We start from the raw sequence: 16156 nt of genomic DNA on the forward strand, positions 1-16156 counted from the left end.
GCTGAGTTCCGTTCATCGTGGGGAAGTGCGAGTGGTGTCGAAGATGTGGGACCGCAGGGTCGTTCCGGTGTATTCGCGCCGGAACACGCCCCGATCTTGCAGAAGTGGCACGACGGAACTCGCGAAGTCGTCGAGCCCCCTGGGGAAGTGGGTAGCGGTCAGGATGAAACCGTCAGCTGCTCCCGATTCGAAGAGGTGCGTCAACTCGTCCGCCACTTCTTGCGGCGAGCCGACAATCTCGGGAGTGAGATCATTGCGCGCGAACAACTCTGCGGTTTCGGCGATGGTGAGATTTCGGGATTCGATCAGGCGTGCCAATCGACGCGAGGGGCCACTACCGCGGTTGAGAACTTCGGCGATCGGAGTGGACGGATCGAACTGCGACAAGTCTAGTCCTGCGGAGTGGGAGACCCACTCGATTGCCGCATCCGGATGGATCAAGGATCGCAGGTACTCCTGCCGTTCCTTCGCGATGCTCGTCGTCTCGCCGACTATCGGTTGCACAGCGGCGACGAGGCGCACCGAATCAGGGTCGCGTCCGGCCTCTTCCGCGTAGCCGCGAATTGCCTTGCGCTTCGCTCGAAGATCTTCCTCCAACGGGTCGATCGCAAAGACCAGATCTGCCCACCGCCCACCGAATTCGCGCCCTCTCACAGATTCACCTGCCTGGATGAAGACCGGGCGGCCCTGAGGTGATTGTGGCAAGGTGAGTGGACCCTGCACCGACAAGTATTTGCCCTTGTAGTCGGCCGCGTGAATCTTGCTTGTGTCTGCGTAGATTCCGCTGTCGCGATCGGCCGATACGGCGTCGCCGTCCCACGACGACCAGAGTGCGGTGGTTGCTTCGAGAACTTCGTCGCCGCGCTCGTACAGTTCTTCTCTCGGAAGCCGATCGACTTCGGGAAAGTTGTCGTTAGCCGGACCGGGTGCCGTCATCACGATGTTCCAGGCCGCGCGCCCACCGCTGAGTATGTCGAGGCTGCCCAGAGTTCTCGCCAGGTTGTACGGGCTGTTGAAGCTTGCCGAAAGGGTTACGCCGAGACCGATACGATTTGTTGCGCCGGCCACCACTGCAGCCAACTGCGTCGGATCATGTTGAAAGCCGGTCAGCAGACCGTATTTGGTGTGGCCGTCGACGTAGTGCACACGCTCAGGTATCAGTATCAGGTCGAATTTTGCTCGTTCCGCTGCTTGCGCGTATCGCTCGTAGAGCGCTCTGTCCTCGAAGGCATTCTCCGAGTACGAATGCCGCCACATTCCGGCACTGTGCATACTCGGAAAGACCATGTAGGCGCCGAGGATCATCTGTCGTGTCATCGCTGGTCCGGATTCCTTGGTGTGTGATGGATGTCAGTGGAGACGGGTCGTTCGGGGTCGGCGCTCCACCCCGACCACGACGCGACGTAGACCGCGGAGCTGATGCCGACCGCTGCAAGCGCCAGTGCGTTGTGCGACGCGGCAACTCCGCCGCCGCAATAGGACACGACGGTGGCACCACGCTCTATTCCGAACTGGTGGAAGTATTCTCGTAACTCGCGGTCGGGAAGTAGGAATCCGTTGTCGTCGAGTAGGTCAGTTGCCGGCGCTGAGATAGATCCGGGAATGTGGCCGGCGCGGAAACTGCTCGATCCTCGGGCGTCGAGCAATCTGCCGGCCGATGCCGCGCGCAGGGCGTCTTCTGCGTCGGCGAGTGTCGTGCTAGTGGTGGAAGGTGGTACGGGAATCGAATCGTTTGTCGATATGCGTTTCCGGGCTGTAACCCATCCGGACGATCCGCCGTCCAAGTACCGCACTGAACGTCCTGCCCAGCGAAGCGTGAACCACGCGCGGGCCGCAAGCAGGGGGCTGTGCGAACTGTAGACCACGATGTGAGCATCGGCGGATACTTTCAGATCGTTCAGTGTTCTTCCGAATGCGTCGAGGTCTGGCAGCGGTCGATTCCCGTCAGTCCCGCCGCCACTGCTTTGAAAGTCGTTGATCGACAATGTGATGGACTGCGGCGCAGTAATGATTCCGGCTCCGCCCTCGCTGTTGTCTCGCACCACGTTGACGACGACGAGCGTCCGATCGGAACGAATGAGTTCGCGGAGTTCGGTTGCGGAAACAATGACTGCGCGACGCTCGATTCCCCCTGCTTCTGACATGAAAGATATTGTGTAACAATTGCTTCAGTCAAGAAAGAGATAAGATCGTGGCAATCTTTACTCATGGCGCCACGGCTGCCAGCACTTGTCCGGCATCGATGACATCTCCCACCGTTACTGTCACCGCCGAGACGATTCCGGGTGAGGAAGCACGAAGGGCAGTCTCCATCTTCATTGCTTCTACGACCGCGACGACATCACCTTCCGACACCCGCGTTCCAGTCTGCAGCACTGCCAGCACTGTTCCCGGCATCTTCGATGTGATCTCTCCGTCGCTGAGATCGGAATCCTTTGCTGTATAGACTTTCTCGTCCACCTTCACGGTCCAGCCACCAACGCACACCCATGTACCGGTGCCGACTCCGAGGCGCCCAGCGGTGGTTGTCAAACCATCGGCGACCAGACTGAGTGTCACCTCGTCGGTTCCACCCCTGACGACCACCGAAATGTTCCGGCCGTCGGCGGCGACAATCCAGTGGTTGCTTCGTTGTGAGATGACGGTTGTCGGCACGACGCGGCCGTCGGCAATGAGTTCGCGTCCGATCGGGTCGGATCCCAACTTGCGCAATGTCTCTCGATGTAGTCCGTGGGGGCCGGTCCATGACGACCCGGTGACCGGCGATTGTTCCTCGACGGAAGTCCACACCATCGCAACAGCAGCGGCGGTGGCCTGGAGCTCTGCAGAATCCGGGATCAACCGAGTGAGGTGCTCGTCGACGAAGGAAGTGTGAATGTCATCCGCGCGCACAGCCGGTGTCGCCAAGAGAAGTCGGAGGAAACCGATATTCGAGGTTCCACCGAAGTAACTCGAGTCGGCCAAAGCTCGGTCCAATGATTCCAGTGCGGTTGACCGCGTCGGACCGCTTGCTATGACCTTTGCGATCATCGGATCGTAGAACGGCGGAATGCTGCCGGCACCCTCGAAAGCACTGTCGATGCGAACCCCCGACGGCCAGGCTATGTCCACGGAATGTGAAGGTGCGGGCCGAAACCCGTTCGACGGATCCTCGGCGTAGATTCTGGCTTGCACCGCGAAACCCCGCAGCGCGATATGGCGCTGCTGTAACGGCAAACGGGCGCCGAGGGCGATGTCGAGTTGCAGTTCGACGAGATCGACGCCGGTCACTTCCTCGGTGACCGTGTGTTCGACTTGTAGGCGCGTGTTGACTTCGAGAAAGTAGTAGCGGTTTTCGGCGTCAACCAGAAATTCGACGGTTGCCGCATTCACGTAGCCGACGCCTCCGAGTAGTCGCAGAGCGTCGTGCTGCATGGCTCCCAGGACCGATTCGGGGACAGAACTTGCCGGTGCCTGCTCGATGATCTTCTGGTTCCGACGCTGTAGGGAGCATTCACGGGTGAAGAAGTGAACTCCTGTACCGAAGGAATCGAAGAGGACCTGAACTTCGATGTGACGCGGACGCTCCACCAGCGTTTCGATCATCAGGTCGCCGCGGCCGAAGTTCCTTTCGTTCAAACCGATTGCAGAGGTGATGACCTCTCGTGCGTCATCACCCGGATGTAGTCGAACCATCCCCTTGCCGCCGCCCCCGAACACCGGTTTCAGCAGCACCGGCACGTCGAGAGATCGAACGTGACCGAGGACGGTATCGGGATCGGCGCTTGCCTCGCCCCACGCGGTGAGAGTCGGGATGCCGGCGTCAGCGGCGGCCTTCTTCGCTCTTGCCTTGTCTCCGAGTAGAGCGATGGATTCAGCGGCCGGACCGACGAATGTCAGACCTGCAGCGACGACGGCTTCAGCGAAATCGGAGTCTTCGGAGAGGAATCCGTAACCCGGGTGCACGGCATCGCAATCCGCGGCCAGCGCGGCCGCAATGATTTGATCCGAATCGGTGTAGGACTCCGAGGGGATGTCTCCGTCCAGAAGCACGGTGTGATCAGCGAGGCGATGCCACTGTGCGTGTGAATCGACGGGGGAGGAGATCGTCACTACCGACATGCCGAGACGACGCGCCGTGCGCGCGATGCGCGTGACGATTTCACCCCGATTGGCGATGAGAAGTCGAGTCATGTTCTCACATCCTGAAGACGCCGAAGCGCGTTGTTCCGTGATTGCGGGGAAGCATGGACAGCGCGAGTGAAACCCAGGATCGCGTGTCGACCGGGTCGACGATCGCGTCAACCCATAGCCTGGATGCGACGTACACCGACTCGCCCTGCCGGTCGTAACCTTCGCGTATCGGCCGTTTGATTTCCTCGATTTCCTCTTCCGTGAGCGGAGTTCCGCGTGTGCGCGCAGATTCGATCTTCATCAATGCCATCACCGACGCTGCTTGCTCGGAACCGACCACGGTGGTCTTCGCGTTCGGCCACACGGCCATGAAGTCAGGACCTATCGATCGTCCGCACATCGCGAGGTTTCCCGCCCCGTAGCTTCCGCCGATGACGATGCTGAGCTTGGGAACCCTGGCGCAGGCAACGGCATTGACCAGTTTCGCGCCGTGTTTGGCGATACCTTCCGCCTCGTACTGCTTCCCGACCATGAATCCGTTGACGTTGTGCAGGAACAACAATGGGATGTCTCGTTGTGAGCACAGTTCGACGAAGTTCGCGGCCTTGAGGGAGTCCTCCGAAAAGAGCACACCGTCGTTCATGATGACCCCGACGGTGTACCCCTCGATATGGCCGGTCCCGCAGACGATGGTTCGGCCGTAATTCGCTCGGTACTCGACTAATTCGCTGGCATCGAGCAGGTGGGCCAGAACGTCGCGCGCGACGATCGGGGTTTTCGAGGAAGCCGGGATCACCGTGTCGAGCTGCTCGGGGGAGTGAAGAGGTGGTCGCGGAGATCGTGACGGCGCCCGTACCTCCCGTCGATCACCGCGGGCGACGATGTCGGCGATCATGCTCAGAGCCTCGATGTCGTCGTTGGCGATGTGATCGACGACGCCGCTGATCACCCCGTGCACGTCGGCGCCGCCGAGCTCTTGCGGTTCGACGTCGACACCGGTTGCAGCCTTGACCAACTGAGGGCCGCCCAGATACACGGTGCCGGTACCGCGGACGATGACGGTCTCGTCGCACATCGCTGGGATGTATGCACCTCCAGCCGTGCAGGAACCCATGACTGCTGCGATCTGAACGATGCCGTCTGCCGACATTTCGGCGATGTTCTTGAACATCTCGCCGAAATGGTGCTCGTCGGGGAAGATCTCGTCCTGCATCGGAAGGAAAACACCTCCGGAATCGACGAGATAGACACACGGCAGCCTCAGCCGACGAGCGACGGATTGCAATCGCAGTTGCTTCTTGACGGTCAGCGGGTAGTAGGTGCCGCCCTTGACGGTGGCGTCGTTCGCGAAGATGGCGCAGAGTGAGCCGCGGATGAGCCCTACGCCCGTGACCAGACCAGCCGACGGGAGTTGCTCGTCGTACACCTCGAATCCGGCCAGTTGTCCGATCTCGAAGAACGGGGACTGCACGTCGAGAAGAGCATCGATGCGTTCGCGAGCGGGCAATTTGCCGCGAGCCCGGTGCTTGGCAACCGACCGCTCGGGTGCCCCGTGAACGGACAAGTGTTGCGCGTCCGCAACTCGCTCGCGAATTTCCTTGTATGCCAGTAAGTTTTGCTCGCGGGTACCGGGGTCGAGTTGTGCGGTGCGTTCAATGACGGGCATGGGACGTACCTACTGTCGGTTCGGAGGAAGCTGTGCGGAGGGAGAATACGAGCGCAGTCGCTGCTGCAGTGATCAGTGCGACGATTGCTGACCACACGCGTTCATCGGATGCGAGAGGTCCGACTACAGAGGCGAAGCCGGCAATTCCCTGCTGTACGAGTCCGCAGTACGCGACGGCGATGGCTCCGCCTTCAGCAAAATGCGTCACTGCTGATGCTGCCGAGTTCGGGAAGAGAAGCGATTGCCCAAATGTCAATGCGATGTATCCGAGCAGGAAGACCGCGAGCAACGGCGTGGAACCGAGTGGGGGATACCAGCAGAGCATGAGGACGAGGCCGGCAAGCAGCATGCACAGCGCACCTCGACGCATCAACTTCTCTGAACCGACGGTTGTGGCCCTTCGATTGACGTAAAGCGCGCCGCTGAAGTAGGCGGTTCCGTAGAGGATTCCGAAGGCTCCGAATGCCCACGGTTGCAAGTCGAATCGATCGCTGAACAGGAAGGGGCTCGATTGCTGCACAAGGAGTATCGCGCCGAAACCCAGGCCCCCCGCAATGGCTGGTTTGTAGAACCGGGGTGTCAGGACTATGGCATTCCACCGAACAACGCGTTCGTTGTTGTCGCGGACTGTGGTGTTCTCGGTCCTCAGTGCCACCGCAGCGAGTGCTGCTCCGAGTACTCCGAGCACGCCGAAGCCGGTTCGCCACGAGGTGAACGACGCAAGAGCGCCGCCGATCAGTTGGCCACCGCCCAGTGCCACCACAAATGCCATCGACAACAGCGACAAGCGGCTAGCCAACTCCGAACCGGTGAACTTGTCCTTCACCATCATTCGCACGATGATGGCCGCACCTCCTGCTCCGATGCCTTGAACGATCCGGCCGATCAGTAGTACGGCGGCGCTCTGGACCAAAGCCAATGCAATGCAGGCGATCACGAACAATACCAAGCTGGACAACAGTGCCGTCCTGCGTCCGAGTCGATCTGCCAACCGCCCCCACACGACCACCGGAAGTGCGGCACTGATCACGAAGAGTGTCACCGACCACTTCACCACGGAATCTTCGATGCCCAGATCCGTCGCGATCTTCGGCAGTGAAGGGAGGTAGATGGTCGTGGCCATTTGTGCTGTCAACACGACGGCACAAGCCAGCGGTGTCACTGCCACAGTGCGGTCGTCGCTCATTCCGTGACACTTCGTAGGACGTCGGCGAAGCGCTCGATCGTTGCATGTGGAAGGTCCGCCCGAAGCATCAGTCTCAGCCCGGCTTTGCCCCGGCCGATGACAGGGAAGAAGACCGCCGATGTGTAGAAACCGCTAGCCAGCAGTTTCTGTGCTGCGGTGATGGTTTGTTCTTCCTCGTGGAGCGTGACGAAGCGGATCGGGAGTCCATCGCCCGATGCCGGCGTGTCGACGAGCGAATCGAACAGTTCGACAACCGTGCGGAGTTGCCGCTGCCGCTTGTCGACCTCTCCGCTGCGGTGGAGCTCCACGGACGCCGCAATAGCACCCAGCCCGGCTACGTTCACACGCTGCGACCACGTCAACGGGCCGCCGTAGCGAAGTGCGAGATCACGATTTCGACTGCCCCCGTTCCGGCCGAGTGCGATCGCACCGCCGGAAGCACCGAATCCCTTGTTCAGTGATGTCAGCAAGAATGTTCGATCATTGAGGCTGCCGATGAGATCCAGGACCGCGCCACGCCCGTTGTGTCCGATGACCGAGGTGCTGTGCGCCTCGTCGAGAACGAGAATCAGTCCGTATTTGGCCTGTAATGCAAACAGTTCGTTCAGGGGCGCCTTCCCGCCTGTGCTGTAGACGGTGTCCGCCACGTATGCCACCTGAGAATTTGTTCGGCAAAGACTTTCGAGTTCATCGACGTCGTCGTGCCGAATGGTCACGATCGTCGTTTCGTCGGCGACGCTCGCCTTCATGGCATTGAGGCAGAAGTGTGCGTTCTTGTCGAACACCATGAAGGGAGGTTCACCGCCGGTGAGCAACCCGGACGCGACGAGGGGGAGCAAGCTCCACGCAGCGTTTGCGGCGGATCCGAGGGTGAGCACATGTGCGTCAAGCAGTTCGCTCAACGCGGCCTCTGTGTCGTCGAGAAGGCTGGAGTGGACTCTCATCCGCGAGATGGAACTGTTCAACGTTCGTTCGCGCTCGAGAGCGGCGATCGCACCCGAACGAATTCGGTCGTCGGTGTCGAGCCCCAGATACGAGTACGTGGAGAAGTTCTCGAATTCGTATCCTTGGATCGTCCGGTGTTCGAAACCTGCGACGCGATCGGCGGTGATATCGGCCAGACCCTCACTGACTGCGCGATCCCAGAATGGGTTGCTCAAATCAGCAGCACGCCTGAGGTTGGAGTACAGATTCCTATCTTTCAAGCTCTCGGCAACCGTCATTTCGCGGCTGGTCCCTTCACTGGATTCGATAGCGGAATTACTGCGTTGATGCACTGAGATGCATCATCGTCAGTTGACATCGCTCATTGAGAACGAAAGACAATTCGATGTCAAGCATTACGGAATCGAGACGCCGAGAAAAAGGAAGAAACCCTATGGTTTGGAACTAGTTGAATCTGTAACTTAAGGCGTTGTTGCAGTTCAGAGACGGTGATGATTTATCACGATTTCCCGTGATAAATCGGATAATGCCGTGAGTCACAGACTTGTGTGCACTTCCGCGTGATGTTCGAAGAATATTATGATCCGCATGCGTCAAAGGGTTGGCACGGAAGCGATAAGGCTTCTGTCTCATATTTTTCGAGGATCTCGTGGAGGTTCGGCAATCAGGCGATCCTGTATCTGGAATCGATTTTCTTCTTAATGAATTTCAAAACGTGTTAGGTCCGCTTATCGAATTCTTTACTCGGAGTATGGATGATCCGGTAATGATTCATCCTCGTCGCGACCACTTGCCGCGCAGAAGCATCAGTGCGGTAAGGGTGAGGCCCCATCCGATTGTGGACAGTGCGACGCCCACGCCTGCCTGTCCGGTGACATCGGCACTGGCGTCGATGCTGAATGCTGTGGTGAATCCTGCAGCAGTGCCGGCAGCGGCCGTCATACCGCCCGCCTTCATCCATCGCGAGCAATGTGCGGAACCGAAACACGCCAGAATCACTGTCAGTCCACAGGCGACGACCTGCCAGGGAGGGAACTGTGTCGGGGCAGGCAGGCCGGGGCCGCGGAATCCGCCTTTGTAGTCGGCTGACCAGCTGAGCCAGCCCACGCAAGACAGAAAGCCCAGCGCAAAGGCCAACAGGCCGGTGCTCCACAGTCCGAGTGGGCCCGATCCCGTGTGCCCGCCGCCGAGGACGGTCGTGGAGTGCTCCAGGCCAGTTCGTTCCGAACGCCAGATTGTCCAGATGATGCTCGCGCCGATAGTTGCGGGCACGCCGACGAAGATGAATGCAATCCAGAGAAACTGCGGCCAGGAGAACTCGAGATCGACAGTCATGGTCGGAGTATGCGCGTACTTCGAATCATGTGCGCCCATCTGTCAATCTGGCGAGTTGCGGGTCAACCTTCCTCGACCTTCTCCACATGTGTACTTGTAGGGTCCAGGTCGATATTCCGTGTGTTGATCAGTCGAAGCCTGGGAACCGGATCGCCCGTGGTGTCGTCGATCAAGATCGAGTGTGGCTCACCGTCATCGAAGGCGTGGCGCTCTCCCCACTGTCGCAGGCTAATGATCACGATGAACAGATCCATACCGCGTTCGGTCAGGATGTACTCGTTGCGGGTACCTTGCGCGTTCGGTTGGACTTCGAAGATTCCCTGCTCGACAAGGACTTTGAGCCTGTCCGTGAGAATGTTCTTTGCGATGCCCAGGTTTCGTTGAAACTGACTGAATCTCGATGACCCGTCGAAGGCGTCACGCACGATCAGCAGCGACCATCTGTCGCCGATGATGTCGGCCGCTCGGGCCGTCGGGCAGTGCGGGTCCGTCCATTGTGCGCGATCCGGCATCGAGTTCCTCATTGGTTGCGTTTTGAAACTGTATTGACGTAACCTCCAAATGGTATCAAAACGCAACCAAGTTGAGGTGGAAGTGACTGCACGTCATGCTGTCGAGAACGCGCGGGGCAAGTTGAAAATGTCTCGCGGACTTCGCCTGTTGCTCGCAGTGCTCTGCGGGGTCTCGGTAGCCAACATCTACTACGCACAGCCGCTCCTCGGGCAAATAGGCTCGGATCTTTCCATTCCTCCGGCCGGCCTCGGTTTCGTAGTCGCACTCGCCCAACTCGGTTATGTGGTGGGGTTGATCGTGTTGGTGCCATTGAGCGATCTCGTGAATCGAAAGAAATTGATCGCAATCCAGATCGTCGCTGCTGCAACGGGAACGATGCTTGTTGCTCTGGCCACCACGAATCTGCAGCTGTTGATCGGGATGGCGGTCGCAGGCACGTTCTCGGTAGTTGTTCAAGTCATAGTTGCCTATGCTGCGGCAATCAGTGACCCGGACGAGCGGGGCGCAAACATCGGTGTCATCACCAGCGGCGTTGTCGTCGGCATCATCCTCGCTCGGACTGTCGCCGGCGCAGTTGCGGATCTGGCAGGCTGGCGGGCGGTCTACGCGGGATCCACTTTCATTTCGGTACTGGTCGCGGCCGTCGCGCTGACGATGCTGCCGAAAGATCCTCGTTTGCAACATGATAGGCGTTCGTACGTGCGTGCAATGGGGTCTGTCGTGACGTTGACGCTTACGAACCGACTGTTTCGCACCCGGGCCCTGATCGCCTTGTTCCTTTTCGCGTCCTTTGGTGCTTTGTGGAGCGGAATGGCCCTGCCGTTGAGTGAGGAACCATGGCGGTTGTCGACCACACAGATCGGGCTCTTCGGAATCGCAGGATTGGTTGGAGCATTGGGCGCGGTCGGTGCCGGTCGGTGGGCCGATCAAGGCAAAGCGCAACGCGTCACCGGGGCGTCTTTGGTCGTTCTCTTGCTGTCGTGGGTATTCAACGCGCAGGCGACGCACTCGCTGGTGTTACTCGTAGTCGGTGTTGTTGCGTTGGACTTCGCCGTGCAGGCTGTTCATGTCACGAGCCAGAATCTGATCGTCGCGAACACACCGGAATCGTCGGGGCAGATCATCGGTAGTTACATGGTGTTCTATTCGTTGGGCAGCGCGGCTGGGGCGGTTTCCACCACTATGGTTTTCGACGCGGCAGGGTGGGGCGCTGCAAGTATTCTCGGCGGCGCCTACGCGTTTGCAGCCTTGATCGCATGGACGATCGATCGATTGCGGACCCGCAACACTCTAGGGAGTTGGGAGCCACGTCCTGGCCGCGACGACCAAGGCGTTCACACCGATGGTCAGGGTCGGCTCGATCACGGGAGCGTAGTGCGGAGAGTGGTTCGACGGCACGGTTCGCAAAGCCGGATCAGTCATGTCACCTGTCGTGAACAGTGAAGGGTCGGTACCGCCCAACAGCCAGTACGACAGTGGCGCACCGGCACTGGTCGCGAGAATGCCGACGTCTTCACTACCTGCTCCCGCTCCGGGATCGAGAATCTTGTTCGTCCCCAACCATTCGGCAAACGCATCGAGTGTCTTGTCCAGCGCTGCCGGATCATTGACGACGATCGGAAAGTGCTCCGTCTCGGTGATGGTCGGTGAGGTGGGTGCACCGGCGGTGGCCGCTTCGCCCCGGACGATGCGGTCGACGCTGTCCAGGATGCGCTGACGCACACCTGCGTCGTAGCTGCGGATGTTGAGTTGCAGTTCTGCTTCGCCGGGAATGACGTTGGCGGCATCTCCAGCATGGATGGAGCCGACGGTGAGGACAGCTGTGGCAGTACTCGGGACCTCGCGTGAGATGACAGTTTGCAAACGCAACACGGTTTCGGCTGCCATGACCACGGGATCGACCGAGTTCTCCGGCATAGATCCGTGGGCGCCCTTTCCGACCAGTCTCACACGAAGTGAGTCCGATCCCGCATACGAGGGGCCGGCGTGCCCGGCGATCGTGCCTGCCGGTAGCGGCGATACATGTTGTCCGAGAACGATGTCGGGCCTCGGGAATCGCTCGAACAGTCCGTCGTCGACCATGGCTTGCGCACCCGCGCCAAGTTCCTCAGCCGGTTGGAAGACGAGGACAAGAGTGCCAGACCATGTCGTCGTATCGTGAGAGAGGATCCGGGCCGCACCGAGTAAGCAGGTCGTATGCAGGTCATGCCCGCACGCGTGGCTGACCGAGACGGTCTTTCCCTGATCGTCGGTCGTTGTCACGGTACTGGCGTAGTCCAATCCGGTTTCTTCCCGAACCGGGAGGGCGTCCATATCCGCACGCAGCAGCGCTGTGGGGCCCACTCCGTTCTTCAGGACTCCGACGACTCCGGTAGTCCCGACACCGGTGGTGGTGTCGAATCCAAGTGCTGTTAAATGTCTTTCCACCAGACTGGATGTTCGTTGCTCCTGAAACCCCAGTTCCGGATGGCTGTGGAGGTCCTTGTACAGGTCGATCAAATCCAGATCCACGGCGATCGTTTCGTGCACTGACGAGGTCATGAGTGTCCTCTCGGTAGCGTCTTTTCAGGCTAACCGGGATGACGGGTCGGTAAACAGGACCTTAGGTCCCACGGTGCCGGTGATGCGGAGTTCTGGTGCTACGGCACGTAGAACGATGTGACGCCTGGGGTGATGATGGATCCGGCCACAGACAGCACGGCAACAGCGACTTGACCGGTCCCGGTCTGCACGATCGCCTCTGCTGGGACTCCGTTGAGACCGTCCGAGAGCCGAGCGGAGCCGGAGGCCCCGGTCGAAAGGTTCAGCCAGCGCACTTCCGACGAGAGCAGGCATCCCCACCTGCCTTCCTTGCCTCCGGTGATCGTCACCGTGCCGGGTTGTTCACCGACGACAGCTACGCAGCGGACGGCCGGCGCGTCGAAGCTGCCGTTCGGGTTGCCGTACGGCGCAGGGTTGACCTGGAATGGAATGGTCACCGCGGCGGATGCGAGCGCCACCGACGTCAGAGTAGAAGCGATCACGACGGATGTGCAGACGCTCAGTCGGCGAACGAGATTCATCACGGAGGCCTCCAGCCATGTCCAGGTGATTTGCTTGTCTTCCCCGACGTAACGTTTTGGTCGTAGCTTCCCTTCTTGCATCGCCGCATTGAAGACGACAGCCTCACCATATCCGGTTGCACAGGAGAATTCAGGTACTCGGCGCTATTCGCTACATGTGGCGGCCTCAGATGCCGTCCGTCGAACCGCCTCTGCCGTCGTCGAAGCACGTACTACGGCAACCGGTGTTCCGGCTGCGGGATCGAAACTCCAGTCCTGCCGATAGGACTGGAGTAGATCTGGATCTGTGATCATCGCACCTGGCGACAATCGCTGGGCGAGCGTGTTCAAAGCGTCGACATTGACCATGATCTGGTTTCAGCCTTCCGCTCCGAGATGTGAAACTCATTGTGTCCAAGGCATGTCCGTGGACCTGAGAGTTGAAAGTCATTATCTCGAGTGCGGTTGAGATCCACCGAATATGGCGTACGTCATATGTTGCTGAGGTCGGTCAGTACCTGATCGAAGGCGCCGGTACGTCCAGGTGTCACTACCTTCTGAAACAGTGTCAGGACACATTCGTCAAGGGCGTCCGTTGCCGTGAGGGTTCTTCTGGCGACGGTACTTCTAGCGGACCATCGGCCACGTTCCATGTGTGCCAATGCGATTCCGTCACGCCGGGCTGTTGCCTTTCGGCCCGATGAATGAACGAAGAGGTATGTTCTGCCCGCGATATCGACTTCGCACAGCTTGTTCTTGCGGCGCATGGCCTTGGGCTTCTGGTCGATCAGGGTCCCGATCGTTCCGTCGGACAATCGAAGTGATGCAGGTCGGCCTTTGCGGAATGTGAGCCTGGATCGATCCTGCTCGGCTGTTGACGATTTCCTCTTCCGCCCGCCGGCAACGCTCTCCGATCCGTCGTCGGATGCGGGAATCAGTTCGCCTTGAACGTTCCCCGACGGATCGAATATCGATACGGCCGAACCACCTTCGGCGAGGTTGACGAACCAGCCGGTCTCTGTAGGGGTGTTCCATTTCATGTAGATGATTATTCTTCATCAGTGCCGAGGAACATCAGCCGACAGCCCGAGACAAGGATCGCGGTCAGGATTCGACAGTCACCTCGATCACGCCATCGTCGCCGTTGAAGCGAACCGCCGGCCAGTACCCGTCCATGAAATGCAAACCGCACGAGTCTGTCAGACGTTGACAATCGCTTCGACGTCCTGACGGTGAAGAGCCTGGTGCTGCTCGAAGACGTGGCGTAGGCGGGGAAGCATGCCGCGTGCAAGGGTGCCGAGCGTTTCGTCGACGATGCCGAAGCTGGGATTTGTCCTCACGTGAGCAGCGTAGACATCGAAGAAGGCAAGCCGCGATTCTGCTGGGGCGGGCACAACGCCCGACCCGTGGCAGGAGTCGTTCTTCCCCAATCCACTCGCAATGTCCCGCTGACTGGGCATCCGGAACCTTCTGCGCCGCGACTGCCTTAGCGTTCTACGTCGATAACCACGTGAAGGGATTTGTTCAATGGCGAAGAATCAGGCACCCCCCGCGACACAAGCCAAGGACATCGTTGTCGATCTACTGGTGATCGGGTCCGGTACCGGCATGGCTGCCGCCCTCACCGCGAACGAGCTCGGCTTGTCCACGCTGATCGTGGAGAAGACGCAGTACGTTGGCGGTTCGACGGCGCGGTCCGGTGGAGCGTTCTGGATGCCTGCCAACCCGATCTTGGCGAAAGCCGGTGCGGGCGACACCGTTGAGCGCGCGAAGACATACGTGCGGTCGGTGGTCGGTGATACTGCCCCTGCCCAACGTGGGGAGGCATTCGTCGACAACGGTGCGGCCACCGTCGACATGCTTTACCGCACGACGCCCATGAAGTTCTTCTGGGCCAAGGAATACTCCGATTACCACCCCGAACTGCCGGGAGGTAGCGCCGCCGGACGTACCTGCGAGTGCCTGCCGTTCGACGCGTCGGTACTCGGCGCGGAACGCGGTCGCCTGCGGCCCGGTTTGATGGAAGCCGGACTGCCGATGCCGGTGACAGGTGCGGACTACAAGTGGATGAACCTGATGGTGAAGAAGCCGAGCAAGGCTTTCCCTCGCATCATCCGCCGCCTGGCGCAGGGCGTTTACGGCAAGTACGTACTCAAGCGTGAATACATCGCAGGCGGTCAGGCGCTCGCCGCCGGCCTGTTCGCAGGTGTGGTCCAGGCCGGTATCCCGGTGTGGACGGAAACGTCGTTGGTTCGGCTCATCACCGAAGATGGCCGCGTAACGGGTGCAGTTGTAGTGCAAGACGGACGTGAAGTGACGGTGACGGCTCGGCGTGGTGTCGTTCTGGCAGCCGGCGGGTTCGACCACAACATGGAGTGGCGCCACAAGTACCAGTCGGAGAGCCTCGGTGAGCACGAGAGCCTGGGCGCAGAGGGCAACACCGGCGAAGCGATCGAGGCAGCACAAGAGCTCGGCGCAGGTATCGGATCGATGGATCAGTCGTGGTGGTTCCCGGCGGTGGCAAGCATCAAGGGCCGCCCGCCGATGGTGATGCTCGCAGAGCGTGCGCTGCCAGGCTCGTTCATCGTCGACCAGACCGGTCGTCGATTCGTGAACGAGGCGACGGACTACATGTCGTTCGGCCAGCGCGTGCTCGAACGGGAAAAGGCCGGAGATCCGGCCGAGTCGATGTGGTTTGTTTTCGACCAGGAGTACCGCAACAGCTACGTGTTCGCAGGCGGTATCTTCCCCCGTCAGCCGCTTCCGCAGGCATTCTTCGACTCCGGCATCGCGCACAAGGCGAGCAGTCCGGTCGAGCTTGCCCGCAAGGTCGGTCTTCCCGAGGAGGCTTTTGCCGAGTCCTTCGAGAAGTTCAACGAGGCCGCTGCTGCCGGTAGCGATGCGGAATTTGGTCGCGGCGGAAGTGCATACGATCGGTACTACGGCGACCCGACAGTGTCCCCGAACCCGAACCTGAGGAAGCTCGACACGAGTGCCCTCTACGCGGTGAAGATGACGCTCAGCGACCTCGGCACCTGCGGCGGTGTGCAGGCGGACGAGCATGCACGCGTGCTTCGTGAGGACGGCAGCGTGATCGACGGCCTGTACGCGATCGGCAATACTGCGGCCAACGCATTCGGTCACACCTACCCGGGCGCCGGTGCGACGATCGGCCAGGGGCTGGTTTACGGATACATTGCCGCCCACCACGCAGCCGAGAAAGTAGCTTCGACTCAGCAGTAGATCCACTAGGCAACAGATCGCCGAACGGGAGATCAGCACGCGTTTCCGATGCCGGGAACGTGCACTGGTCTCCCGTTCGGCTTGTAGGAGCAATGCACCTGTATGTCCCATCTC

General features: G+C 60.0%; 13 protein-coding genes and 1 pseudogene. 2 read left to right on the forward strand and 12 right to left on the reverse strand.

Features of this window, described 5'->3' with window-relative positions; genetic code table 11:
• Positions 1 to 12 precede the first annotated feature (12 nt).
• From AOT96_RS16555 to AOT96_RS16590, 8 genes are all read right to left on the reverse strand, one after another.
• On the reverse strand, positions 13 to 1317 hold the full coding sequence (locus AOT96_RS16555) for an NtaA/DmoA family FMN-dependent monooxygenase (RefSeq protein WP_007726446.1): 1305 nt from the start codon (positions 1315 to 1317) through the stop codon (positions 13 to 15).
• Positions 1314 to 2144 carry a sulfurtransferase gene (locus AOT96_RS16560; RefSeq protein ID WP_065352031.1) on the reverse strand — a complete coding sequence of 277 codons (831 nt, stop codon included), beginning with the start codon at positions 2142 to 2144 and terminating at the stop codon, positions 1314 to 1316. The genes AOT96_RS16555 and AOT96_RS16560 overlap by 4 nt, the downstream gene beginning before the upstream one ends.
• A 61-nt stretch (positions 2145 to 2205) precedes the next feature.
• Entirely contained in the window at positions 2206 to 4173 is a 1968-nt protein-coding gene (locus AOT96_RS16565) for an acetyl/propionyl/methylcrotonyl-CoA carboxylase subunit alpha (RefSeq protein WP_065352032.1), read from the reverse strand.
• A 4-nt stretch (positions 4174 to 4177) separates the two neighbouring features.
• On the reverse strand, positions 4178 to 5779 hold the full coding sequence (locus tag AOT96_RS16570; RefSeq protein WP_003943673.1) for a carboxyl transferase domain-containing protein: 1602 nt from the start codon (positions 5777 to 5779) through the stop codon (positions 4178 to 4180).
• Positions 5766 to 6965, reverse strand: coding sequence for an MFS transporter (locus tag AOT96_RS16575; RefSeq protein ID WP_065352033.1), 1200 nt, complete (start codon positions 6963 to 6965; stop codon positions 5766 to 5768). The genes AOT96_RS16570 and AOT96_RS16575 overlap by 14 nt, the downstream gene beginning before the upstream one ends.
• Complete coding sequence (locus AOT96_RS16580) at positions 6962 to 8125, reverse strand: aminotransferase class I/II-fold pyridoxal phosphate-dependent enzyme (protein ID WP_231917216.1); 1164 nt, start codon at positions 8123 to 8125, stop codon at positions 6962 to 6964. Before AOT96_RS16580 ends, AOT96_RS16575 begins: the two co-directional genes overlap by 4 nt.
• Positions 8126 to 8681: 556 nt before the next feature.
• A complete protein-coding gene (locus tag AOT96_RS16585; protein ID WP_083197641.1) occupies positions 8682 to 9284 on the reverse strand; it encodes a hypothetical protein in 603 nt (200 codons plus the stop codon).
• 23 nt (positions 9285 to 9307) lie between these two features.
• Positions 9308 to 9757, reverse strand: a complete 450-nt coding sequence (locus tag AOT96_RS16590) for a winged helix-turn-helix transcriptional regulator (protein WP_007726458.1) — start codon at positions 9755 to 9757, stop codon at positions 9308 to 9310.
• A gap of 127 nt (positions 9758 to 9884) precedes the next feature.
• Here AOT96_RS16590 and AOT96_RS34720 point away from each other — a divergent pair.
• A pseudogene (locus AOT96_RS34720) lies at positions 9885 to 10982 on the forward strand (MFS transporter); the annotation flags it as partial.
• Between the two features lie 66 nt (positions 10983 to 11048).
• Here the strand turns inward: AOT96_RS34720 and AOT96_RS16595 are convergent.
• From AOT96_RS16595 to AOT96_RS35325, 4 genes are all read right to left on the reverse strand, one after another.
• A complete protein-coding gene (locus tag AOT96_RS16595; protein WP_065352036.1) occupies positions 11049 to 12299 on the reverse strand; it encodes an amidohydrolase in 1251 nt (416 codons plus the stop codon).
• Between the two features lie 98 nt (positions 12300 to 12397).
• The gene (locus AOT96_RS16600; RefSeq protein WP_007726468.1) at positions 12398 to 12820 is read right to left on the reverse strand and encodes a hypothetical protein; all 423 of its coding nucleotides are present in this window, start codon (positions 12818 to 12820) and stop codon (positions 12398 to 12400) included.
• Positions 12821 to 13290: 470 nt separating this feature from the next.
• Positions 13291 to 13839, reverse strand: a complete 549-nt coding sequence (locus tag AOT96_RS16610; protein ID WP_064443219.1) for a hypothetical protein — start codon at positions 13837 to 13839, stop codon at positions 13291 to 13293.
• A 159-nt stretch (positions 13840 to 13998) separates the two neighbouring features.
• Positions 13999 to 14139, reverse strand: coding sequence for a hypothetical protein (locus AOT96_RS35325; protein ID WP_156778952.1), 141 nt, complete (start codon positions 14137 to 14139; stop codon positions 13999 to 14001).
• Positions 14140 to 14326: 187 nt separating this feature from the next.
• On the opposite strand from AOT96_RS35325, the gene AOT96_RS16615 reads away from it, so the two are divergent.
• Complete coding sequence (locus tag AOT96_RS16615; RefSeq protein ID WP_003943733.1) at positions 14327 to 16042, forward strand: 3-ketosteroid-delta-1-dehydrogenase; 1716 nt, start codon at positions 14327 to 14329, stop codon at positions 16040 to 16042.
• Positions 16043 to 16156: the final 114 nt, after the last annotated feature.

The organism is Rhodococcus sp. 008, from assembly GCF_001682295.1.
GTDB classification, from domain to species: domain Bacteria; phylum Actinomycetota; class Actinomycetes; order Mycobacteriales; family Mycobacteriaceae; genus Rhodococcus_F; species Rhodococcus_F qingshengii.

Excerpts from the sequence above, each read along its gene's own strand:
- AOT96_RS16555 (WP_007726446.1), bottom strand. The coding sequence starts at position 1,317 with ATGACACGACAGATGATCCTCGGCGCCTACATGGTCTTTCCGAGTATG.
- AOT96_RS16560 (WP_065352031.1), bottom strand. The coding sequence starts at position 2,144 with ATGTCAGAAGCAGGGGGAATCGAGCGTCGCGCAGTCATTGTTTCCGCA.
- AOT96_RS16565 (WP_065352032.1), bottom strand. The coding sequence starts at position 4,173 with ATGACTCGACTTCTCATCGCCAATCGGGGTGAAATCGTCACGCGCATC.
- AOT96_RS16570 (WP_003943673.1), bottom strand. The coding sequence starts at position 5,779 with ATGCCCGTCATTGAACGCACCGCACAACTCGACCCCGGTACCCGCGAG.
- AOT96_RS16575 (WP_065352033.1), bottom strand. The coding sequence starts at position 6,965 with ATGAGCGACGACCGCACTGTGGCAGTGACACCGCTGGCTTGTGCCGTC.
- AOT96_RS16585 (WP_083197641.1), bottom strand. The coding sequence starts at position 9,284 with ATGGGCGCACATGATTCGAAGTACGCGCATACTCCGACCATGACTGTC.
- AOT96_RS16590 (WP_007726458.1), bottom strand. The coding sequence starts at position 9,757 with ATGCCGGATCGCGCACAATGGACGGACCCGCACTGCCCGACGGCCCGA.
- AOT96_RS16595 (WP_065352036.1), bottom strand. The coding sequence starts at position 12,299 with ATGACCTCGTCAGTGCACGAAACGATCGCCGTGGATCTGGATTTGATC.
- AOT96_RS16600 (WP_007726468.1), bottom strand. The coding sequence starts at position 12,820 with ATGAATCTCGTTCGCCGACTGAGCGTCTGCACATCCGTCGTGATCGCT.
- AOT96_RS16610 (WP_064443219.1), bottom strand. The coding sequence starts at position 13,839 with ATGAAATGGAACACCCCTACAGAGACCGGCTGGTTCGTCAACCTCGCC.
- AOT96_RS16615 (WP_003943733.1), top strand. The coding sequence starts at position 14,327 with ATGGCGAAGAATCAGGCACCCCCCGCGACACAAGCCAAGGACATCGTT.